General features: G+C 63.7%; 14 protein-coding genes and 4 tRNA genes. 17 read left to right on the top strand and 1 reads right to left on the bottom strand.

The features are described 5' to 3' along the window. Positions 1-2: 2 nt before the first annotated feature. The 3 genes from AM586_RS16475 to AM586_RS16485 all read left to right on the top strand — a co-directional run bounded on the left by AM586_RS16475 (position 3) and on the right by AM586_RS16485 (position 4,303). The gene (locus AM586_RS16475) at positions 3-959 is read left to right on the top strand and encodes a J domain-containing protein (RefSeq protein ID WP_052234162.1); all 957 of its coding nucleotides are present in this window, start codon (positions 3-5) and stop codon (positions 957-959) included. Positions 960-1,106: 147 nt separating this feature from the next. Further along, complete coding sequence (locus tag AM586_RS16480; RefSeq protein WP_052234161.1) at positions 1,107-2,732, top strand: tetratricopeptide repeat-containing response regulator; 1,626 nt, start codon at positions 1,107-1,109, stop codon at positions 2,730-2,732. Continuing rightward, complete coding sequence (locus AM586_RS16485; RefSeq protein WP_082439374.1) at positions 2,729-4,303, top strand: HDOD domain-containing protein; 1,575 nt, start codon at positions 2,729-2,731, stop codon at positions 4,301-4,303. The genes AM586_RS16480 and AM586_RS16485 overlap by 4 nt, the downstream gene beginning before the upstream one ends. Here AM586_RS16485 and AM586_RS16490 read toward each other — a convergent pair. Then, entirely contained in the window at positions 4,269-7,526 is a 3,258-nt protein-coding gene (locus AM586_RS16490; protein WP_052234160.1) for an EAL domain-containing protein, read from the bottom strand. The two genes, AM586_RS16485 and AM586_RS16490, sit on opposite strands and share 35 nt — an antisense overlap. A 228-nt stretch (positions 7,527-7,754) precedes the next feature. Between AM586_RS16490 and AM586_RS16495 the strand changes: the two genes are divergently transcribed. From AM586_RS16495 to AM586_RS16560, 14 genes are all read left to right on the top strand, one after another. Beyond that, positions 7,755-7,839, top strand: a tRNA-Tyr gene (locus AM586_RS16495). A gap of 50 nt (positions 7,840-7,889) precedes the next feature. After that, positions 7,890-7,963 (top strand) — tRNA-Gly (locus AM586_RS16500). A gap of 11 nt (positions 7,964-7,974) precedes the next feature. Beyond that, a tRNA-Thr gene (locus AM586_RS16505) sits at positions 7,975-8,049 on the top strand. 83 nt (positions 8,050-8,132) lie between these two features. After that, positions 8,133-9,323 (top strand): elongation factor Tu, encoded by a 1,191-nt coding sequence (gene tuf, locus AM586_RS16510; protein ID WP_047826130.1) that lies wholly within the window; start codon positions 8,133-8,135, stop codon positions 9,321-9,323. 107 nt (positions 9,324-9,430) lie between these two features. Continuing rightward, positions 9,431-9,506, top strand: a tRNA-Trp gene (locus tag AM586_RS16515). A gap of 37 nt (positions 9,507-9,543) precedes the next feature. Further along, positions 9,544-9,933 (top strand): preprotein translocase subunit SecE, encoded by a 390-nt coding sequence (gene secE / locus AM586_RS16520; RefSeq protein WP_052234159.1) that lies wholly within the window; start codon positions 9,544-9,546, stop codon positions 9,931-9,933. After that, the gene (gene nusG / locus AM586_RS16525) at positions 9,933-10,556 is read left to right on the top strand and encodes a transcription termination/antitermination protein NusG (RefSeq protein WP_052234158.1); all 624 of its coding nucleotides are present in this window, start codon (positions 9,933-9,935) and stop codon (positions 10,554-10,556) included. Before secE ends, nusG begins: the two co-directional genes overlap by 1 nt. 112 nt (positions 10,557-10,668) lie before the next feature. After that, positions 10,669-11,100 carry a 50S ribosomal protein L11 gene (gene rplK, locus AM586_RS16530; RefSeq protein ID WP_052234157.1) on the top strand — a complete coding sequence of 144 codons (432 nt, stop codon included), beginning with the start codon at positions 10,669-10,671 and terminating at the stop codon, positions 11,098-11,100. Beyond that, positions 11,101-11,796 (top strand): 50S ribosomal protein L1, encoded by a 696-nt coding sequence (gene rplA / locus AM586_RS16535; RefSeq protein WP_052234156.1) that lies wholly within the window; start codon positions 11,101-11,103, stop codon positions 11,794-11,796. It abuts the gene before it with no gap. Between the two features lie 296 nt (positions 11,797-12,092). Then, positions 12,093-12,629: a 50S ribosomal protein L10 gene (gene rplJ, locus AM586_RS16540; protein WP_052234155.1), complete on the top strand. Its 537-nt coding sequence runs from the start codon at positions 12,093-12,095 to the stop codon at positions 12,627-12,629. Positions 12,630-12,683: 54 nt separating this feature from the next. Further along, positions 12,684-13,058 (top strand): 50S ribosomal protein L7/L12, encoded by a 375-nt coding sequence (gene rplL / locus AM586_RS16545; protein ID WP_052234154.1) that lies wholly within the window; start codon positions 12,684-12,686, stop codon positions 13,056-13,058. A 290-nt stretch (positions 13,059-13,348) separates the two neighbouring features. Next, positions 13,349-17,458, top strand: coding sequence for a DNA-directed RNA polymerase subunit beta (gene rpoB / locus AM586_RS16550; protein WP_052234153.1), 4,110 nt, complete (start codon positions 13,349-13,351; stop codon positions 17,456-17,458). A gap of 107 nt (positions 17,459-17,565) precedes the next feature. Further along, positions 17,566-21,813, top strand: a complete 4,248-nt coding sequence (gene rpoC, locus AM586_RS16555) for a DNA-directed RNA polymerase subunit beta' (RefSeq protein WP_052234152.1) — start codon at positions 17,566-17,568, stop codon at positions 21,811-21,813. 153 nt (positions 21,814-21,966) lie between these two features. Continuing rightward, a complete protein-coding gene (locus tag AM586_RS16560) occupies positions 21,967-22,521 on the top strand; it encodes a cysteine hydrolase family protein (RefSeq protein WP_052234151.1) in 555 nt (184 codons plus the stop codon). Positions 22,522-22,548 lie beyond the last annotated feature (27 nt).

Here is a 22,548-nt window from a genome sequence, read left to right on the forward strand (position 1 = left end):
TCATGGCCAAAATCCACACTCACTATGACAACCTGAAGGTGTCGCGTCATGCGCCGCAGGAAGTCATTCGTGCGGCCTACAAGGCGCTGAGCCAGAAATACCATCCTGACAAGAACCCGGGCGACGAACGCGCCGCTCGCATCATGGCGATCGTCAATACCGCCTACAACATCCTGTCCGACCCCATGCGCCGCAAGGAGCACGACGACTGGATCGCCTCGGAGGAATGGGAAGTCGAGTGGCTGGAAGGCAGCCATGGCGAGGACGGCCGCGAGAAGGCGCGCGGCGAAGCGCACTGGGAACCGCGCCAGGTCGAGGCGCCGGCGCGCTGGCGCTTCCTGCTCGCGCCGCGCTGGTGGGGCGGCATGCTGGCCTTTTTTGCGGCCGGGGTGGTGCTGACCGTGCTGTTCGTCGATCCGCCCCGGGTATTGCCGGCCGCCCTGGCCTGGGGCGGCAAGCCGCCCTCGGCCAGCGCCAGCGCCCCGAATTCCCCGCCCGATCCGCTGGGCGCCGATACCAGCAACGACGGTTGGGCCCGCCCGGCGGGCCAGGCCGATGCCCCGCCCGACATCAAGGCCCTTGCCGTGACCCAGCTGGTGGTGCCGGCGCGGGCGCCGGATTGCGATACCGACCTGCAGAGCCAGGTCTCGCCGAACGGCGACCCGTGGCCGGCCCAGTCCGGCTATATCGACAGCTTCCCGGTCGGTAACCAGGGCGAGGAAATGCAGATCCTGGTCGACAACAGCGGCAATCCCTCGCCGGTGCTGGTCAAGATCTACGACCTGGACCGCCGCTCGAACGTGCGCCACGTCTATGTGCTGGGGCGCGCCAAGTTCCTGATCGACAAGCTCTCGGCCGGCAAGTACGAGGTGCGCTACCAGAACATCCTGATCGGCGCCTCGCGCAGCGAGTGCGCGAATGGCCGCCGGGCTTCTCTCCGCCAGGCGGCCGCCCGCTGAGGAGTGTGGTTTTCTGCGACACTTCGTGTCGCCGCTCAGCCGTGAGTAAGTATTTTGTTCCCTGGACGTAATATACTCGGACAGCCGCGGGCCCATGCAGCCTGCCGGCCCATGCCCAACGCAGGCTGATACGGAAAAAACCGGGATATGAACGAACTAGACGGGCTGACCGCCCTGATCATCGAGCCGCATGCCGGGATGCGCGCGACGATCCATAACATGCTGACAATGTGTGGCTTGAGCAAGGTCGACCATGCCGGCAGTTCCAACCAGGCGGTCAAGCACGTCGGGATGAAGCAGTACGACCTGGTGCTGTGCGAATACGCGCTGGATGGCGGCCAGGACGGCCAGCAATTGCTCGAGGATTTGCGCCACCACAAGCTGATGCCGCTGGCGACCATGTTCTTCATGGTGACGGCCGAAGGCGACTACGGCAAGGTCGTCAGCGCCGCCGAGCTCGCGCCCACCGACTACATCCTGAAGCCCTTCACCGCCGACCGCCTGCTCGAGCGCATCGCCCGCGCGCTGGACAAGCGCAACGTGTTCCTGCCCGTGTACGAACTGATGGAGTCGGGCAGCCAGCGCGAAGCGATCGAGGCCTGCATCGAGGGCGAGGAAAAGCATCCGCGCCATGCGATCGACTTCATGCGCCTGCGCGCCGAGCTGCACATCTTCCTCGGCGAGGCCGACCAGGCCGAGCCGATCTACCGGCGCCTGATCGAAGCCAAGGCGATCGCCTGGGCGCGCCTGGGCCTGGCCAAGACCCTGTTCCTGCGCGAGCGCTTCCCCGAAGCCCAGGAGATGCTGGAAGACCTGGTCCGGACCAACAAGAACTTCGTCGACGCCTACGACTGGCTGGCCCGCACCCACGAAGCGGCCGGCGCGCTGGACAAGGCCCAGGCGGTGCTGGGCGATGCCGTCGCGGTGTCGCCGCATGCGGTGCGGCGCCTGCGCAAGCTGGGCGAGACCGCGCTCGAGGCCGGCGACCACGACACCGCCGAGAAGGTCCTGAAGCAGGTCGTCAGCAAGGCCAAGTACTCGGAATTCCGCGATCCGCAAGACCATCTGCGCCTGGTGCAGACCCTGGTGCGCAAGGGCGACCCGGTGCAGGCGGCGGCCGTGATCCGCGACCTCGACAAGTCGATGGCCTTCCAGAAGGGCACCGCGCTGTGCAGCGCGATCGCTTCCAGCATGGTCCATGAATACACCGGCAACGAGCCGCGCCTGAACGAATCCCTGCTGGCCGCGCTGGCCGCCAGCAAGGAAGCGCCCGTACTGGCGCCGGACCTGAAGCTGGAACTGGCGCGGGTGGCGATCGAGAACGGGATGGAAGAGGGCGCGGCCGAGGTGATGCGCGAAGTGATGCGCAACGCCCGGAACAGCGCCGCCATGGGCCGGGCGATGGCGGTGTTCGAGAAGGCCGGCCATGCCGACCTGGCCCAGCAGCTGGCGCGCGAAAGCCGCCAGCAGGTGGTCGACCTGGTCGCCAGCGGCGCCGCCAGGGCGAAGGAAGGCGACTTCAAGGGCGCGGTGTCGATGATGCAGGAAGCGGTCGCCAAGCTGCCGGACAACCCGCAGGTGGCGTTCAACGCGGCCCTGGCGGTGCTGAAGGCCCTCGACAACGGCGGCTGGGACGAGCGCCTCGGCCGGCAGGCGATCGCCTACATCGGCGCGGTGCGCCGCCTCGACCCGCTCAACCCGAAGCTGCCGGCGCTGGCCGGCCTGCACCAGACGGTGCTCAGGAAATACAACAAGGGTCCGAAAAGAACATGAAAGCAGTACCCCCAGCAGCGCCGGCGACGACAGAGGTCCCGGACGCCGTGGCGACGGACCGCCGGCGTGTGCGCGCCGCGCTCCTGAATAAAGTCTGCGGCGACGAAGACATGTTCGCGCTCGGCAGCTCGGTCGCGCGCGTGGTGCAGATGGCGTCCTCGGACGACGAAGGCACCCATGCGCTGGCCTATTACGTGCTGTCCGACGTCGCGCTCACCCAGCGCATCCTGCGCCTGGCGAACACCGTCAAGTACCGTACCGCCTCCGGCACCGCCGTCACCACGATCTCGCGCGCCATTTCGCTGCTCGGCTTCGACAACGTCAAGACCACCGCGCTGGCGATGCTGCTGGTGGACGCGCTGGCCAGCAGCGAACATGCGTGGAGCGTGCGGCTCGAGCTGGAAGCATCGCTGTGCGCCAGCCTGGTCGGGCGAGAGATGGCGCGCCACAGCTTTTACCAGGGCGCCGAGGAGGCCTCGATCGGGGCCCTGTTCAAGAACCTGGGGCCGCTGCTGGTGGCCTCCCACGAGCACGAGCGCTACCGCGAGATCGGGGCCCTGGTCGCGGCCGGCAGGCACAAGCTCGGCCAGGCGGCCCAGATGATCCTCGGCTGCAGCTACGACGCGCTGTCCGAGGCCGTGCTGGGCGAATGGAAGATCCCGGACGTGATCATGCGCGCCCAGCGCCCGCTGCCCGAGGGGGCGCTGAAGGTGGCGCTCAACCGCGGCGAATGGATGCGCCAGGTGGCTTCGTTCAGCCTGGACGTGGCGCGCCTGCTGGCGAAATCCGGCGATCCGGCCGGCACCCCGGAAGCGCAGGCGCTGCTGGAACGCTACGGCCATGCGCTGAACCTCGACGGCCAGCAGCTCGACGAGCTGTTCGGCGCGGTGGCCCGCGAGATGACCTGCCTGCTGGAGAGCATGAACCTGGAGCCGGTGCGCCGCCGCGAAGAACCCGACGGCGACGGCCTGCCCAACGTGCTGCTGCTGGCGACCCTCGGCTCCGGCGAGGAAGAGCAGGGCAACTACCCGAGCGGCAAGCCGAAGAATGCGCGCGAGCTGCTGCTGGCCGGGGTGCAGGATGTGACCCAGATGCGCGCCTCCGGCCGGCACAAGGTCAACGACGTGGTGCTGGCCGTGCTGGAGACCCTGTACACGGCGCTGGGCTTCCGCTTCGCCACCGTGGCCCTGAAGGACGTGCGCAGCGGCCAGTACCGCGCCCGCGTGTCCTTCGGCGCCGACAAGTCCGCGACCCAGGCGGGGTTTGCCTTCCCGGCCGCAACGGGAAATGCAGGCAGCCGTGACCTGTTCTTGCTGGCGATGGCGAACAATGCCGACCTGATGATCTCGGACGCCGCCAGTCCGAAGATCCGCGACCTGCTGCCGGCCTGGCACCGCCAGCTGCTGCCGGACGCGAAGAGCTTCATCGTGCTGCCGCTGGTGGTGGGCCAGGCCCAGCTGGGCCTGTTCTACGCCGACCGCGTCCAGACCGCGCCGGAAGGCGTGCCGCCGGACGAAACCTCGCTGATCAAGGCGCTCAAGGGTCAGGTACTGGCTGCGCTTGCGCCCTGACGAAGTCGCCGAACTCGCGCGCCGGCATCGGCCGGCCGAACAGGAAACCCTGGGCTTCGTCGCTGTGCTTGTCGCGCAGGAAGCCCCATTGGGCCTCGGTCTCGACCCCTTCCGCCACCACCGACAGCCCCAGCGAATGCGCCAGCCCGATCGTCGCGCCGACGATCGCGGCGTCGTTCGGATCGTTCTCGATGTCCTTCACGAAGCCGCGGTCGATCTTGATGCGGTCGATCGCGAACAGCTTCAGGTAGGCCAGCGAGGAGTAGCCGGTGCCGAAGTCGTCGATCGCCAGCTTGAAGCCGCGCGCGCGCAGCTGGCGCAGCAGGGCGCGGGTATTTTCCGGATCGCGCATGGCGGCCGTCTCGGTGATCTCCAGCTCCAGCCGCGAGGGGTCGATCGGATGCTGGGCCAGCAGCTGGTCCAGGCGCGCGAGCAGGGAGCCGCCGCCGAACTGGCGCGCCGACAGGTTGACCGCCAGGCGCAGCCCGCCGAGTCCCTCGCGCTGCCACTCGGCCAGCAGGGCCATGGCGCGCCCCAGCACCCAGTCGCCGAGCGGCAGGATCAGGCCGGACTCCTCGGCGATCGGAATGAAGCGGCTCGGCTCGATGCTGCCCAGCTCGGGGTCGTGCCAGCGCAGCAGGGCTTCGGCGCCGATCACGCGCCCGGTGTCGAGCGCGACCTGGGCCTGCAGGTGGACTTCGAAGCCACCGTTCTCGAGCGCCGCCCACATCCGGTTTTCCAGCATCAGGTGCTCGTGGGTGGCGGCGTTCATGGCCGGCGAGAAGAAGCGGAAATTGCCGCGCCCGTCGCGCTTGGCGGCGTACATCGCCATGTCGGCATGCCGCACCAGGGTGTCGGCATCCTCGCCATCCTCCGGGAACAGGGCCACGCCCACGCTGGCGCCGCTGTGCGCGGTGATGCCGTTCAGGTAGTAGGGCTGCTGCAGCGACTCGACCAGGCGCACCGCCACCGTGGTCACGCTGTCCGGCGTCAGCGGGCCGCCCAGCACGATGATGAATTCGTCGCCGCCCAGGCGCGCCAGGGTGTCGACGTCGCGCAGCAGGTCCTTCATGCGCGTGCTGGCGCCGATCAGCAGCTGGTCGCCGGCCTGGTGGCCGAGCGAATCGTTGATCTTCTTGAAATGGTCGAGGTCGATGAACAGCACCGCCAGCGGCAGGTTCGAGCGGCGCGCCTGGGCCAGCTGCTGCTCCAGCCGGACACCGAGCGCGGCGCGGTTCTCCAGGCCGGTCAGCGGATCGTGGTGGGCCAGGCGGTGGATGTCGGCCTGCGAGCGGTGCTGCTCGGTCAGGTCGCGCAGGATGCAGACATACAGCCGCTCGCCGGGCAGGTCCACCTGCGAGACCGACACCGCCAGCGGGAACGGTTCGGCGCGCGCGTCGATGCCGTCGAGCTCGCGCCCGTCGGGCGGTTCCCCGGCCAGGCGCGCCAGCAGTGCGGCGCCGTCTTCCTCGCCGGCGCCCGGCACCAGGGTGGTGAAGTCGAGGCCTGGCAGGTGGGCCTGGGGATAGCCGAACAGCGCTGCGGTGGCCGGGTTGGCCGACAGCACGACGCCGCCCGCATCGACGGTGACGATGGCGTCGCCGGCATTGTCGAGGATGGCCTGCAGGCGCGCTTCGCGGTCACGCAGGCGCGCGGTGCGATCCAGCACCTTGGCTTCGATCGCGGCGCGCTCGCCGCTGGTCAGCAGCAGCATCGCGCCCAGCAGCGCGGTCAGGAGTAGGCCGGCGGTCAGCACGGTCCAGCTGGCGACGCCGCGCTGTTCTTCCATATAGGCGGCGGTCGGGGAAAAGCGCAGTGCATAGCTGCGCCCGCCGAATGAGAGTGTGACCCGGTAGTCGGTGCGCGCGGCGCGGCGCCGGATGTCGCCGGTCAGCACGCGCGGCGTCGCATCCGTGATGTCGGCCAGGCTGAGGTCGAAACCGCCGAAGCCGCTGTGCCGCACCGCCTGGTCGATGAAGGCGTGTGCATCCAGCACCAGGGCCAGCAGGCCGAGCGGCTGCTGGCCCGGCTCGCCGACCGCGCGGAACAGCACGATGCCGGTGCCGGCGCCATTCGCGAGGTCGAGCGGCGGGGTCGCCAGCGCCCGGGTGCTTTGCAGGGCGCGCTGCGCCGTTTCGGCGCGTCCGGGGGCGGTCAGGAAGTCCATCCCGCGCAGGAAGCCGAGGGTGGGCGGCCAGATGTACAGCATCGGCAGGTAGAGATCGCGCTCGCCGGCTGGATGCAGCGTGCGCTCCAGGCCCAGATCGCGCAGGCCGGTAAAGGCCGGGTCGACTTCGGTGCGGACCCAGTTCTCGAAGGCGCGCCGTTCGCTGCGCGTCACCGGCACCATCCAGTTGACGCCGACGATGTCGCTGCGCCCGTCGACATAGCCCCGGGCGATGCGCAGGAATTTTTCGCGCGCCATGTACTTTTCGTCGGCGCCGAGGGTGCGCGCGAAGGTGCTGACGAAGCGCTCATGCTCGTTCAGCTCGGCCTGCAGGCCGTCGGCCACCTGCTGGGCTTTCAGGAGATAGGGCTGCAGGTGCTGCTGGGTCTCCCAGCTCACGGCCTGTTCGTACACCGCCACCACGGCGCCCGCCGCCAGCACCAGCGGCACCGCGACCACCGGGGCGCGCTGCCGCCACAGTGCGCGCGGGCGCCCGCAGGCGATCCATACCAGCGGCGAGGCGAGCAGCACGCCGATGGTGTCGCCGGCCCACCAGTTGATCCAGTTCGCCCAGCGGTCGGCGGCCGGGATCAGCCCCAGCCAGTACAGGGCGGAGACGCTGATGCTGGCGTTGATCAGGCAGACGGCCGGCGTCAGCGCCAGGAAGCGGCCGACGTCGCGCGCCGAGTCGAGGGCAGGGCGCACCAGGCGCCGGAACCAGCTGGCGCCGAGCCAGGCCTGCAGCACCGAGCCGACGGTGGTGATGACGGTGATGGCGATGGCAGGGCTGCGCGCGGCATTCGGGCCCAGCCAGGTGCCGGGCAGGTGCAGCAGCGCGGCGCCGAGCGCGATGGCGGGCAGCACGCGCCAGCCGGCGGTGACGGTCAGCGCGAAGCCGACCCCGGCGGGAATGAAGACCGGCGTGGCATAGCCGGACGGCAGATCGAGCAGGTCGCTGACGAAGCGCATCGCGACATAGACGCCGACGATCGCCAGGCTGGCCAGCAGAAGCTGTGGCCATTCCCAACGGGCTTTTCCTGCTGGTATGCGCGCCATGCCTCTTCCTCTGGGTTTGCGCCAGTCTAGCCGCTCCCGTAAATACTTGGCGCATTAGTTGCACCCTGCAACCGCCTTGCAAAGATAGTTGCAAAGAACCCTTGCGGACTTGCGGTTGGGTCGCTACAATCACGCCCCGAAGCAACGACACTATGTGAGTCAGATCAGTTCTGATGAAACAATAGTTGACAGTAGTTTGTCCGTGCTTCATACTCTGCGGTTCTTCGCGGTGGGGTGGCCGAGTGGTTAAAGGCAGCAGACTGTAAATCTGCCCTCTCTGAGTACGCTGGTTCGAATCCAGCCCCCACCACCAAATGCGTTGATCGTGAAGTCGAATCGAAGTTGAGTTGAGAAGTGCCTCGTGCGGGTGTAGCTCAATGGTAGAGCTGAAGCCTTCCAAGCTTATGACGAGGGTTCGATTCCCTTCACCCGCTCCAGTTTCAAATAAGCCCTTGTAGCTCAGTGGTAGAGCACTCCCTTGGTAAGGGAGAGGCCACGTGTTCAATCCACGTCAAGGGCACCAGAATTTAAAACGGCAGTCAGCTGTACCCGACCGTCAGACGTGCCTGGTAATTTCAAACATCGTTAGGATCTTAGGAGTCAAGAATGGCAAAGGAAAAATTCGAACGGACCAAGCCGCACGTCAACGTCGGCACCATTGGTCACGTTGACCACGGCAAAACCACCCTGACGGCTGCAATCGCAACCGTCCTGTCGAAGAAATTCGGCGGCGAAGCCAAGGCCTACGATCAGATCGACGCGGCTCCGGAAGAAAAGGCACGCGGCATCACCATCAACACCGCGCACGTCGAGTACGAGACCGCAAACCGTCACTACGCTCACGTTGACTGCCCGGGCCACGCCGACTACATCAAGAACATGATTACCGGTGCTGCCCAGATGGACGGCGCGATCCTGGTGTGCTCGGCCGCTGACGGCCCGATGCCGCAGACCCGCGAGCACATCCTGCTGGCGCGTCAGGTTGGCGTTCCGTACATCATCGTGTTCCTGAACAAGTGCGACCTGGTCGACGACGCAGAACTGCTGGAACTGGTCGAAATGGAAGTGCGCGAGCTGCTGTCGAAGTACGAGTTCCCGGGCGACGATCTGCCGATCATCAAGGGTTCGGCTCGTATGGCACTGGAAGGTGCTGCCGGCGAAATGGGCGAAGACTGCATCATCCGTCTGGCCGAAGCGCTGGACACCTACATCCCGACCCCGGAACGTGCCGTTGACGGCGCTTTCCTGATGCCGGTGGAAGACGTGTTCTCGATCTCGGGCCGCGGTACCGTGGTGACCGGTCGTGTCGAGCGCGGCATCATCAAGGTCGGCGAAGAGATCGAGATCATCGGTATCGTCGACACCGTGAAGACCACCTGCACCGGCGTGGAAATGTTCCGCAAGCTGCTGGACCAGGGTCAAGCTGGCGACAACGTCGGCCTGCTGCTGCGCGGCACCAAGCGTGAAGACGTCCAGCGTGGCCAGGTTCTGGCCAAGCCGGGCTCGATCAAGCCGCACACCGACTTCACCGGCGAAGTGTACGTGCTGTCGAAGGACGAAGGTGGTCGTCACACCCCGTTCTTCAACAACTACCGTCCGCAGTTCTACTTCCGCACCACCGACGTGACCGGCTCGATCGTTCTGCCGGCCGACAAAGAAATGGTGATGCCGGGCGATAACGTGTCGATCACCGTCAAGCTGATCGCCCCGATCGCGATGGAAGAAGGTCTGCGCTTCGCAATCCGCGAAGGCGGCCGTACCGTCGGCGCCGGCGTGGTTGCCAAGATCATCGCCTAAGTAACAGATGTACCTCCGGGAGGAACGTTTCTGTTCCTCCCAACAACAGAGTGTTGCGCGGTGCACCCGCACCGCGTATAATGCTCGATTCAGCTAGAAGTTTATGTAGGGGAGTAGCTCAATTGGCAGAGCGTCGGTCTCCAAAACCGAAGGTCGCGGGTTCGATTCCCTCCTCCCCTGCCACCGAATTCGGTGCTAGGCACCCGAAAGTAAATTAAGTATGTCTAATCAATCCGTGCAAACCGTCAGCACCTCGAACGACAAGTTCAAGGTTGCGCTGGCAGTGGTTGCTACGATTGCAGGCGTGGTTGGCTTCTTCATTCTGAAGGGCCAGAACAAACCAGCTCTGGTGTGCGCAGGCGCACTCGTGGCTGGTTTGGCCGTTGCTGTCCTGCTCTTGTGGACCTCCGCTACCGGACGCGACTTTCTGGGCTTCGCCAAGGAGTCCGTGCGTGAGACGAAGAAGGTTGTTTGGCCCACCCGCAAGGAAGCTACCCAGATCACGGCCGTCGTCTTCGGCTTCGTGCTGGTGATGGCGATTTTCCTGTGGGGCACGGATAAGATTCTTGAATTCCTGATGTACGACGTAATTCTGGGGTGGAAACAATAATGAGCGAAAACGCTGACAACGTGCCGGGTGAAGTCCCGGCGGCCGGCGTTCCGGCACAAGACGCTGGTGCGCCGCTGAGTACTCCGGTCAGCAACAAGCGCTGGTACGTCGTGCATGTCTACTCGGGCATGGAAAAGAGCGTGATGCGCGGCCTGACCGAACGCATCGAGCGTGCCGGCATGCAGGAACAGTTCGGCCAGATCCTGGTCCCGACCGAAGAAGTGGTCGAGGTCAAGAACGGCAGCAAATCGGTGTCCGAGCGCCGCTTCTTCCCGGGTTATGTGCTGGTCGAGATGGAAATGACCGACGAGTCCTGGCACCTCGTGAAGAACACGCCGAAAGTCACCGGCTTCATCGGCGGCAAGAGCAACAAGCCGACCCCGATCCCGGCCCGCGAAATCGACAAGATCATGCAGCAGGTCCAGGAAGGCGTCGAAAAGCCGCGGCCCAAGGTGCTGTACGAAGTGGGCGAGCAGGTGCGGATCAAGGAAGGCCCGTTCACCGACTTCAACGGCAACGTCGAGGAAGTCAACTACGAAAAATCGAAGGTGCGTGTCACAGTCACCATCTTCGGCCGCGCAACTCCGGTGGAACTGGAGTTCGGGCAGGTAGAGAAAGTCTAACAACGCTGAATCGGAGCGTCGCAGCAGCAAGGCGGAATCCGGTAAGAGGAGCTCCGCCTGATAAGTGGTACAGGTGGAGCGCTACCACTCAATCGAGAGATTAGGAGCCATCATGGCAAAGAAAATCATCGGTTTTATCAAGCTGCAAGTGCCGGCTGGTAAAGCAAACCCGTCCCCTCCGATCGGCCCGGCCCTCGGCCAGCGCGGTCTGAACATCATGGAATTCTGCAAGGCCTTCAATGCCAAGACCCAAGGCATGGAACCGGGCATGCCGATTCCGGTGATCATCACCGCCTTCGCGGACAAGTCCTTCACCTTCGAGATGAAGACCCCGCCGGCAACCTACCTGATCAAGAAGCTGTCGGGCGTCACCAAGGGTTCGGCCAAGCCGCATACCGACAAGGTCGGCACCCTGACCCGTGCTCAGGCTGAAGAAATTGCTAAAACCAAACAGCCGGACCTGACCGCTGCCGACCTGGACGCTGCTGTGCGCGTCATCGCCGGCTCGGCACGTTCGATGGGCATCACGGTGGAGGGTATCTAAATGGCTAAGCTGTCCAAGCGCGTCAAAGAAATGAAAGCCAAAGTGGATCGTAACAAGGTCTACGCTTTCGACAACGCAGTCGCAATCGTCAAAGAATTCGCTACCGCCAAGTTCAACGAGTCGATCGACGTCGCCGTCCAGCTGGGCGTGGACCCGAAGAAGTCGGACCAGGTCGTTCGCGGTTCCGTGGTGCTGCCGGCTGGTACCGGCAAGACCGTCCGCGTCGCTGTGTTCGCACAGGGTGACAAGGCCGAGCAGGCTAAAGCCGCCGGCGCCGACATCGTTGGCATGGAAGACCTGGCAGAGCGCGTGAAGGCCGGCGACATGCCGTTCGACATCGTGATCGCTTCGCCGGACACCATGCGTATCGTCGGTACCCTGGGTCAGATCCTGGGCCCGCGCGGCCTGATGCCGAACCCGAAGGTCGGCACCGTGACCCCGGACGTCGCCACCGCCGTCAAGAACGCCAAGGCTGGTCAGGTTCAGTACCGTACCGACAAGGCTGGTATCGTTCACGCCACCATCGGCCGCAAGTCGTTCTCGGACGAACAGCTGAAGACCAACCTGGTCGCGCTGATCGACGCCCTGAACAAGGCCAAGCCGGCATCGTCGAAGGGCATCTACCTGCGCAAGGTTGCCCTGTCGTCGACCATGGGCGCTGGCATCCGTGTCGATCACGGTAGCCTGGCTGCTTAATACGGCGGTCTTGTCGTCGCCCCCGCGCAGGCGGGGGGTCAAGTTTAGAATTTAGTCCCTGCAAAACACCGTGGGGCAGATCTTTGGGCTGGCGGGGCAACCCGCCAGGCAATCAAAGACCGTTGGGCCGAATGCAGCCGCTGTTCCGGGCAAGGCAGGAGGTTAATACATCACCCAACGCAGATGGCGAACCCGAACAAGTTTTGTAGTCGATGCTATGTCGTACTTCTTAACTTCGGACGCCGTGTTCGAACCGATGCGGGGGATGTCCCTCACATCATTTAAGGAGATTGACCGTGGGTCTTAATCTGAATGACAAAAAGGTCGTCGTCGAAGAAGTTAGCGCAAAAGTAGCAACTGCGCAAACCATCGTCGTCGCCGAGTACCGTGGCATCCAGGTTAGTGCTCTGACGAAACTCCGTGCAAATGCTCGTTCGCAGGGCGTGTACCTGCGTGTTCTGAAGAACACGCTGGCTCGCCGCGCTGTGGAAGGCACCCAGTTCGCATCCCTGGCCGACACCATGGTTGGTCCGCTGATCTACTCGATCTCGGACGACGCCGTGGCTGCCGCCAAGGTGCTCAGCGACTTCTCCAAGACCAACGACAAGCTCGTGGTCAAGGGTGGTAACTACGCTGGCAAGAACCTGGATGTCGCTGGCGTCAACGCGCTGGCAAGCATCCCGAGCCGTGAAGTCCTCATCGCCCAGCTGCTGGGTGTCATGCAGGCTCCGGTTTCCGGCTTTGCACGAGTTCTGGCTGCCGTGGCAGCACAAAAAGGCGAAGGTTCCGCAGCTCCGGCAGAAGCCGCAGCGGAACCGGCAGCGGCTGAATAAGCCCTGGCCTTTTTGCTCAAGTACTAATCACACACTAAATATTTGGAGTTTCAAATGGCAATTAGCAAAGAAGAGTTCCTGGACGCAGTTGGCGCAATGTCGGTCATGGAACTGAACGACCTGGTCAAGGCATTCGAAGAGAAGTTCGGCGTGTCGGCAGCTGCTATGGCAGCACCGGCAGCTGGCGGCGGCGCAGCTGCTCCGGCAGCTGAAGAGCAGACCGAATTCAACGTCGTGCTGGCTGAAGTCGGCGCGAACAAGGTCGGCGTCATCAAGGCCGTCCGCGAAATCACCGGTCTGGGCCTGAAAGAAGCCAAGGACTTGGTCGACGGCGCACCGAAGACCGTCAAGGAAGCCCTGCCGAAAGCTGACGCTGAAGCCGCTAAGAAGAAGCTGGAAGAAGCTGGCGCCAAGGCCGAGCTCAAGTAATACATATGCAAAGGGCGCCGCTTGCGACGCCCCGAGCCGGAGTCAAAGCTTGCAGACCCCCACCGGAAGGTGGGGTATGCGGCTTTGGCTCTTTTGTCGTCCCTGCGACAAACATGCGTCACCCCGGCAGGCCATCGTAACACTAGCAGTACGCAGTAATCGTAACACAGCAGTACCGGCTGTCTTTAATCATCAGGCGGAGCGTGACGAGTTTTGAGGCCTTGCATGTGGTGCCCTCGCCACTGGCAATTCCTGAAGTCTCATCCCTTTCTGTCACTCACGGAGTGTCCATGCACTACTCATTTACTGAGAAGAAACGCATTCGCAAGTCGTTCGCGAAGCGCGCCAACGTTCACAACGTTCCCTATCTCCTGGCTACTCAGCTGGAGTCCTACGAGAATTTCCTGCAAGCGGACGCAACCCCTTCCGTGCGCAAGAATGAAGGCCTGCAGTCGGCCTTCAGCTCCATCTTCCCGATCGTGTCGCACAACGGTTTTGCGCGCCTCGAGTTCCTCTCATACGTGCTGGGTGACCCCGCTTTCGACGTCAAGGAATGCCAACAACGCGGTCTGACCTTCGCGTCGCCGCTGCGCGCCAAGGTGCGCCTGGTGATCCTGGACAAGGAATCCCCGACCAAGCCGGTCGTGAAGGAAATGAAGGAACAGGAAGTGTACATGGGCGAACTGCCGCTCATGACCGCCAACGGCTCGTTCGTGATCAACGGTACCGAGCGCGTGATCGTCTCGCAGCTGCACCGCTCGCCGGGCGTGTTCTTCGAGCACGACCGCGGCAAGACCCACTCCTCGGGCAAGCTGCTGTTCTCGGCACGTATCATTCCTTACCGTGGCTCGTGGCTGGACTTCGAGTTCGACCCGAAGGACATCCTGTTCTTCCGCGTCGACCGCCGCCGCAAGATGCCGGTGACGATCCTGCTGAAAGCCATCGGCATGACGCCGGAGCAGATCCTCGCCAACTTCTTCGTGTTCGATAACTTCAACCTGCGCTCGGAAGGCGCGGAGCTGGAATTCGTGGCCGAGCGCCTGCGCGGCGAAGTCGCGCGCTTCGACATCGTCGATCCGAAGTCGGGCAAGACCCTGGTGCAGAAGGACAAGCGCATCAACGCCAAGCACGTGCGTGACATCGAAGCCGCCGGCATCACCTATATCTCGGTGCCGGAAGACTACCTGGTCGGCCGCGTGCTGGCCACCAACGTGGTCGACGGCGACACCGGCGAGATCATCGCCAGCGCCAACGACGAGCTGACCGACGAGCTGCTGGGCAAGCTGCGCGACGCCAACATTTCGGCGATCCAGACCCTGTACACCAACGACCTGGACCAGGGCGCCTACATCTCGCAGACCCTGCGTACCGACGACACCGCCGACCAGACCGCCGCACGCGTGGCGATCTACCGCATGATGCGTCCTGGCGAGCCGCCGACCGAAGAATCGGTCGAAGCGCTGTTCAACGGCCTGTTCTACATGCCGGAACGCTACGACCTGTCGGCCGTCGGCCGCATGAAGTTCAACCGCCGCATCGGCCGTGACGAACTGGTCGGCGACATGACGCTGTCGAACGAAGACATCCTGGCCGTGATCAAGATCCTGGTCGAGCTGCGCAATGGCCGCGGCGAAGTCGACGACATCGACCACCTGGGTAACCGCCGCGTGCGCTGCGTGGGCGAACTGGCCGAAAACCAGTTCCGCGCCGGCCTCGTGCGCGTCGAGCGCGCCGTCAAGGAGCGCCTGGGCCAGGCCGAAGCCGACAACCTGATGCCGCACGACCTGATCAACAGCAAGCCGATCTCGGCCGCGATCCGCGAATTCTTCGGTTCGTCGCAGCTGTCGCAGTTCATGGACCAGACCAACCCGCTGTCGGAAATCACGCACAAGCGCCGTGTTTCCGCACTGGGCCCGGGCGGCCTGACCCGCGAACGCGCCGGCTTCGAAGTGCGCGACGTGCACCCGACCCACTACGGCCGCGTGTGCCCGATCGAAACGCCTGAAGGCCCGAACATCGGCCTGATCAACTCGCTGGCACTGTACGCCCGCCTGAACGAATACGGCTTCCTGGAAACCCCGTACCGCAAGGTCGACGGTTCGAAAGTCACCGACAAGATCGAATACCTGTCGGCGATCGAAGAAGGCCGCTACATCATCGCCCAGGCAAACGCCGCGATCAACGCGGAAGGCCAGCTGGTCGACGAACTGGTGTCGGCGCGTGAAGCCGGTGAAACCATCCTGGTCTCGCCGGAACGCATCCAGTACATGGACGTGGCCCCGGGCCAGGTCGTGTCGGTGGCAGCGTCGCTGATTCCGTTCCTCGAGCACGATGACGCGAACCGTGCACTGATGGGCGCCAACATGCAGCGCCAGGCCGTGCCTTGCCTGCGTCCGGAAAAAGCCTTCGTCGGTACCGGCATCGAGCGCACCGTGGCGGTCGACTCGGGCACCACCGTGCAGGCCACCCGTGGCGGCCTGGTCGACTACGTCGACGCCGGCCGTGTGGTGATCCGCGTGAACGACGACGAGGCGCAAGCCGGCGAAGTCGGTGTGGACATCTACAACCTGATCAAGTACACCCGTTCGAACCAGAACACCAACATCAACCAGCGTCCGATCGTGAAAGTGGGCGACCGCGTCGCGCGCGGCGACGTCATCGCCGACGGCGCATCGACCGACCTGGGCGAACTGGCACTGGGCCAGAACATGCTGGTGGCGTTCATGCCGTGGAACGGCTTGAACTTCGAGGACTCGATCCTCATCTCGGAGAATGTCGTCAAGGACGACCGCTACACCTCGATCCACATCGAGGAACTGTCGGTGGTTGCCCGCGACACCAAGCTGGGCCCTGAAGAAATCACCCGCGACATCTCGAACCTGGCGGAGAACCAGCTGGCTCGCCTGGACGAGTCGGGCATCGTCTACATCGGCGCCGAAGTGCAGGCCGGCGACGTGCTGGTCGGTAAGGTCACCCCGAAAGGCGAGACCCAGCTGACCCCGGAAGAGAAGCTGCTGCGCGCGATCTTCGGCGAAAAAGCGTCCGACGTGAAGGACACCTCGCTGCGCGTGCCGTCGGGCATGGTCGGTACCGTGATCGACGTGCAAGTCTTCACCCGTGAAGGCATCGTCCGCGACAAGCGCGCCCAGCAGATCATCGACGACGAGCTGAAGCGCTTCCGCCTGGACCTGAACGACCAGCTGCGCATCGTCGAAGGCGACGCCTTCCAGCGTCTGGAACGCCTGCTGGTCAACAAGACCGTGAACGGCGGTCCGAAGAAGCTGTCCAAGGGCGCCGTGATCACCAAGGAATACCTGGCTGATCTGGACAAGTTCCACTGGTTCGACATCCGTCCGGCCGACGACGAAACCGCCAACGCACTGGAGGCGATGAAGGAGTCGATCAACGAGAAGCGTCACCAGTTCGACCTGGCCTTCGAAGAGAAGCGCAAGAAGCTGACCCAGGGCGACGAGCTGCAGCCGGGCGTGCAGAAGATGGTCAAGGTCTACCTGGCCGTCAAGCGCCGCCTGCAGTCGGGCGACAAGATGGCGGGCCGCCACGGTAACAAGGGTGTGGTCTCGCGTATCGTGCCGGTGGAAGACATGCCGTTCATGGCCGATGGTACCCCGGCCGACGTCGTGCTGAACCCGCTGGGCGTCCCGTCGCGTATGAACGTCGGTCAGATCCTCGAAACCCACCTCGGTTGGGCGGCGAAGGGCCTGGGCCTGCGTCTCGGCGAAATGATCAAGGCCAAGGCACAGACCGAGCAGCTGCGCGCCTTCCTGGGCAAGATCTACAACGAGACCGGCAAGAAGGAAGACCTGGACAACTTCAGCGATGAAGAGATCGTTGAACTGGCGCACAACCTGAAGAACGGCGTGCCGTTCGCGACCCCGGTGTTCGACGGCGCCCACGAAGACGAGATCCGCCGCATGCTGGACCTGGCGTTCCCGGACGAGATCGCTGCCCACCTGGGCATGACCCCGTCGAAGAACCAGGTCACGATGTACGACGGCCGCACCGGCGAAGCATTCGAGCGCAAGGTCACCGTCGGCTTCATGCACATGCTGAAGCTGCACCACCTGGTCGACGACAAGATGCACGCCCGTTCGACCGGCCCGTACTCGCTGGTGACCCAGCAGCCGCTGGGCGGCAAGGCGCAGTTCGGTGGCCAGCGCTTCGGTGAGATGGAGGTGTGGGCACTGGAAGCCTACGGCGCGTCGTACGTGCTGCAGGAAATGCTGACCGTGAAGTCGGACGACGTGAACGGCCGTACCAAGGTGTACGAGAACCTGGTCAAGGGCGACCACGTGATCGACGCAGGTATGCCGGAATCGTTCAACGTGCTGGTGAAAGAGATCCGTTCGCTGGGTATCGACATCGACCTCGAGCGCAGCTAAGAGCCAGTACCCCGTCGCCCCCGCGAAGGCGGGGGTCCAAGTACTTGGGTTCCCGCCTCCGCGGGAACGACGACTGAAGTAAAGAATTCAATCACCCGGAGTGATAAATGAAAGCACTGCTCGATCTATTCAAGCAAGTTCAGCAAAACGAGAGCTTCGACGCCATCAAGATTGGCCTGGCGTCGCCCGAGAAAATCCGTTCGTGGTCGTACGGCGAAGTCAAGAAGCCGGAGACCATCAACTACCGTACGTTCAAGCCGGAGCGTGACGGCCTGTTCTGCGCCAAGATCTTTGGTCCGATCAAGGACTACGAATGCCTGTGCGGCAAGTACAAGCGCCTGAAGCACCGCGGCGTCATCTGCGAGAAGTGCGGCGTCGAAGTCACCCTGGCGAAAGTGCGCCGTGAGCGCATGGGCCACATCGAGCTGGCCTCGCCGGTCGCGCACATCTGGTTCCTGAAGTCGCTGCCGTCGCGTCTGGGCATGGTCCTGGACATGACCCTGCGCGACATCGAGCGCGTCCTGTACTTCGAAGCATACGTCGTGACCGATCCGGGCATGACCCCGCTGAAGAAGTGCCAGATCATGTCGGAAGACGACTACGCCGCCAAGTACGAAGAGTACGGCGACGACTTCACCGCATTCATGGGCGCCGAAGGCATCCGTGAACTGCTGCGCTCGATCGACATCGACCGCGAAGCCGAAGCGCTGCGCGTCGAACTGAAAGAGTCGAAGTCGGAAGCGAAGATCAAGAAATACGCCAAGCGCCTGAAAGTGCTCGAGGCATTCCAGCGTTCGGGCATCAAGCCGGACTGGATGATCATGGAAGTGCTCCCGGTCCTGCCGCCGGAGCTGCGTCCGCTCGTCCCGCTGGACGGCGGCCGTTTCGCGACCTCCGACCTGAACGACCTGTATCGCCGCGTCATCAACCGTAATAACCGCCTGAAGCGCCTGATGGAACTGCGCGCGCCGGAAATCATTACGCGTAACGAGAAGCGCATGCTGCAGGAAGCGGTGGACTCGCTGCTGGACAACGGCCGTCGCGGCAAAGCGATGACCGGCGCCAACAAGCGTCCGCTGAAGTCGCTGGCTGAAATGATCAAGGGTAAGGGCGGCCGCTTCCGTCAGAACCTGCTGGGCAAGCGCGTCGACTACTCGGGCCGTTCGGTCATCGTGGTGGGTCCGCAGCTGAAACTGCACCAGTGCGGCCTGCCGAAGCTGATGGCCCTGGAACTGTTCAAGCCCTTCATCTTCAACAAGCTGGAACTGATGGGTCTCGCGACCACCATCAAGGCTGCGAAGAAGCTGGTCGAGCAGCAGGAACCGGTGGTCTGGGACATCCTGGAAGAAGTCATCAAAGAGCACCCGGTCATGCTGAACCGTGCGCCGACCCTGCACCGTCTGGGTATCCAGGCGTTCGAGCCGGTGCTGATCGAAGGCAAGGCGATCCAGCTGCACCCGCTGGTCTGCGCGGCGTTCAACGCCGACTTCGACGGTGACCAGATGGCAGTCCACGTCCCGCTGTCGATCGAAGCGCAGATGGAAGCCCGCACCCTGATGCTGGCCTCGAACAACATCCTGTTCCCGTCGAACGGCGAGCCGTCGATCGTCCCGTCGCAGGATATCGTGCTGGGTCTGTACTACGCGACCCGCGAAGCGATCAACGCCAAGGGCGAGGGCATGCTGTTCCCGGACGTGTCGGAAGTCCTCCGCGCGTACGACAACAAGGAAGTCGAACTGGCGACCCGCATCACCGTGCGTATCGTCGAGTTCCCGAAGAACGAGCAGGGCGGTTTCGACCAGACCCTGACCCGCTACGAGACCACGGTCGGCCGTGCGATCCTGTCCGAGATCCTGCCGAAAGGCCTGCCGTTCTCGGTGCTGAACCGCGCGCTGAAGAAGAAAGAGATCTCGAAGCTGATCAACACGTCGTTCCGCAAGTGCGGCCTGCGTGCGACCGTCGTGTTTGCCGACAAGCTGATGCAGTCGGGCTTCCGCCTGGCGACCCGCGCCGGTATCTCGATCGCCGTGGACGACATGCTGATCCCGGACGTCAAGAAGTCCATGATCGCGACCGCCGAAGCGGAAGTGAAGCAGATCGAGCAGCAGTACGCTTCGGGTCTGGTCACCGCCGGCGAGCGTTACAACAAGGTCGTCGACATCTGGGGCAAGACCTCGGACGAAGTCGGCAAGGCGATGATGGACCAGCTGAAGGTGGAACCGGTCGTCAAGCGCGACGGCACCCACGGCACCCAGGAATCGTTCAACGCGATTTACATGATGGCCGACTCGGGCGCCCGTGGTTCGGCAGCCCAGATCCGTCAGCTGGCCGGTATGCGAGGCCTGATGGCGAAGCCGGACGGTTCGATTATCGAAACGCCGATTACCGCGAACTTCCGCGAAGGCCTGAACGTTCTGCAGTACTTCATCTCGACGCACGGCGCCCGTAAGGGTCTGGCCGACACCGCGCTGAAGACCGCGAACTCGGGTTACCTGACCCGCCGCCTGGTCGACGTGACCCAGGATCTGGTGGTGATCGAGGACGATTGCGGCACCACCAACGGCACGCACATGAAGGCGATGGTCGAAGGCGGTGAAGTGATCGAGCCGCTGCGCGACCGTATCCTCGGCCGTGTCGCGGGTACCGACATCGTCAACCCGGAAACCCAGGAAACCCTGTTCGAAGCCGGCACGCTGCTGGATGAAGACATGGTCGAAGAGATCGAGCGCGTCGGTATCGACGAAGTGAAGGTCCGCACCCCGCTGAACTGCGACACCCGTTATGGCCTGTGCGCGAAGTGCTACGGCCGTGACCTGGGCCGCGGCCTGCTGGTGAACAGCGGCGAAGCCGTCGGTGTGGTCGCTGCACAGTCGATCGGTGAGCCGGGTACCCAGCTGACCATGCGTACCTTCCACATCGGTGGTGCGGCATCGCGTGCGGCAGTGGCATCGTCGGTCGAAGCCAAGTCGAACGGTACGGTCCGCTTCACCGCGACCATGCGTTACGTCACCAACGGCAAGGGCGCCCAGATCGTCATTTCGCGTTCCGGCGAAGTGCTGATCACGGACGACCACGGCCGCGAGCGCGAGCGTCACAAGGTGCCGTACGGCGCGACCCTGGCGGTGCATGACGGCATGGTGGTGAAAGCCGGCCTGCCGCTAGCAACCTGGGATCCGCTGACCCGTCCGATCATCACGGAATACGGCGGCACGATCAAGTTCGAAAACGTGGAAGAGGGCGTCACCGTCGCTCGCCAGGTGGACGAAGTGACCGGCCTGTCGACCCTGGTGGCGATCGATCCGAAGCGCCGCGGTTCGGGCAAGACCCTGCGTCCGCAGGTCAAGCTGCTGAACGAAGAAGGCCAGGAAGTGAAGATCGCCGGCACCGAGCACGCCGTGACGATCGGCTTCCAGGTCGGCGCGCTGATCATGGTCAAGGACGGCCAGCAGGCGTCGGTGGGTGAAGTGCTTGCACGTATCCCGACCGAGTCGCAGAAGACCCGTGACATTACCGGTGGTCTGCCGCGCGTTGCCGAGCTGTTCGAAGCCCGTTCGCCGAAAGATGCCGGCATGCTGGCGGAAGTCACCGGTACGGTCGCCTTCGGTAAAGAGACCAAGGGCAAGCAGCGCCTGGAAATCACCGACATGGACGGCAACAAGCACGAGTTCCTGATTACCAAGGACAAGCAAGTGCTGGTGCACGACGGCCAGGTGGTGAACAAGGGCGAGATGATCGTGGACGGCCCGGCCGATCCGCAAGACATCCTGCGCCTGCTGGGTATCGAAGCGTTGGCCCGCTACATCGTCGACGAAGTGCAGGACGTGTACCGTCTGCAGGGCGTGAAGATCAACGACAAGCACATCGAGGTGATCGTTCGCCAGATGCTGCGCCGTGTCCAGATCGTCGAAGCCGGCGACACCGACTACATCGTCGGCGAGCAGGTCGAGCGTTCGGAACTGCTGGAAGCGAACGACCGTATCGAAGCCGCGGGCAAGCTGCCGGCGACCTACGAGAACGTCCTGCTGGGTATTACCAAGGCATCGCTGTCGACCGACTCGTTCATCTCGGCCGCATCGTTCCAGGAAACCACCCGCGTGCTGACCGAAGCGGCGATCATGGGCAAGCGCGACGGTCTGCGCGGCCTGAAGGAAAACGTCATCGTCGGCCGCCTGATCCCTGGCGGTACCGGCCTGGCCTTCCACCGCGCCCGCAAGGAAAAAGAAGCGTGGGAAGCGGAAGAGCGCCAGCAGCTGCTGCAGCAGGAGAAGGCCAACATGGCTGCCGAACTGCAGGCGATGGAAGACCAGCAGCAGGCTGCGGCTTCGATCGAGCAGCATCATGGCGATGGCGAGTGATTCTTGCTCCAGCCTTAGCTGAATAAGCTAATGAAAACGGCACCTGAGGGTGCCGTTTTTTTATGTCTGTCAGCACGCCTACCTGTCAGCAGCGACAGGGCAAAGTCATGCGCAAAGATGCTAACGTTGAGCAAAGAACCCCGAACGGCAAACATGGCTGAACAAACCGCACTGATCATCATCGACATGCAGAAGGGTATGCAGGGCAGCGCCCTTCCACCTAGGAACAACCCGGCCGCAGAAGACAACATCGCCCGTCTGCATACCGCCTGGCGCGCCGCGGCATGGCCCGTGATCAGCGTGCGCCACATCAGCCGTTCCCCGGCGTCGGTATTCGCACCCGGCCAGAGTGGCGTCGAGTTCCAGGAGCGATTCATGCCGCTGGCGCACGAACACGTCGTCGAAAAGAACGTCCCCGATGCGTTCATCAATACCGGCCTCGAACGCTGGCTGCATGCGCGCGGTATCCGGCAACTGGTGATCGTTGGTGTGAGCACCAACAATTCGGTGGAGGCGAGCGCGCGTACGGCCGGCAACCTGGGCTTTGCGGCGGTGGTCGTCGCCGATGCCTGCTTCAGCTTCGAAAAGCAGGATTTCGGCGGCACCCTGCGGACTGCCGAAGAGGTGCATTTGATGGCGCTCGCCAACCTGCATGGCGAATATGCCCAAGTGATGTCCACTGAAGAGCTCATCGATCAGATGATTTAAGTCTTGGCATATCCAGTTTACAGGACA

The sequence above is a fragment of the Massilia sp. WG5 genome, assembly GCF_001412595.2.
GTDB lineage: Bacteria > Pseudomonadota > Gammaproteobacteria > Burkholderiales > Burkholderiaceae_D > Telluria.

Excerpts from the sequence above, each read along its gene's own strand:
- secE (WP_052234159.1), top strand. The coding sequence starts at position 9,544 with ATGTCTAATCAATCCGTGCAAACCGTCAGCACCTCGAACGACAAGTTC.
- rplL (WP_052234154.1), top strand. The coding sequence starts at position 12,684 with ATGGCAATTAGCAAAGAAGAGTTCCTGGACGCAGTTGGCGCAATGTCG.
- rpoC (WP_052234152.1), top strand. The coding sequence starts at position 17,566 with ATGAAAGCACTGCTCGATCTATTCAAGCAAGTTCAGCAAAACGAGAGC.
- AM586_RS16560 (WP_052234151.1), top strand. The coding sequence starts at position 21,967 with ATGGCTGAACAAACCGCACTGATCATCATCGACATGCAGAAGGGTATG.
- rplA (WP_052234156.1), top strand. The coding sequence starts at position 11,101 with ATGGCTAAGCTGTCCAAGCGCGTCAAAGAAATGAAAGCCAAAGTGGAT.
- rpoB (WP_052234153.1), top strand. The coding sequence starts at position 13,349 with ATGCACTACTCATTTACTGAGAAGAAACGCATTCGCAAGTCGTTCGCG.
- AM586_RS16490 (WP_052234160.1), bottom strand. The coding sequence starts at position 7,526 with ATGGCGCGCATACCAGCAGGAAAAGCCCGTTGGGAATGGCCACAGCTT.
- tuf (WP_047826130.1), top strand. The coding sequence starts at position 8,133 with ATGGCAAAGGAAAAATTCGAACGGACCAAGCCGCACGTCAACGTCGGC.
- AM586_RS16475 (WP_052234162.1), top strand. The coding sequence starts at position 3 with ATGGCCAAAATCCACACTCACTATGACAACCTGAAGGTGTCGCGTCAT.
- rplK (WP_052234157.1), top strand. The coding sequence starts at position 10,669 with ATGGCAAAGAAAATCATCGGTTTTATCAAGCTGCAAGTGCCGGCTGGT.
- nusG (WP_052234158.1), top strand. The coding sequence starts at position 9,933 with ATGAGCGAAAACGCTGACAACGTGCCGGGTGAAGTCCCGGCGGCCGGC.
- AM586_RS16485 (WP_082439374.1), top strand. The coding sequence starts at position 2,729 with ATGAAAGCAGTACCCCCAGCAGCGCCGGCGACGACAGAGGTCCCGGAC.
- AM586_RS16480 (WP_052234161.1), top strand. The coding sequence starts at position 1,107 with ATGAACGAACTAGACGGGCTGACCGCCCTGATCATCGAGCCGCATGCC.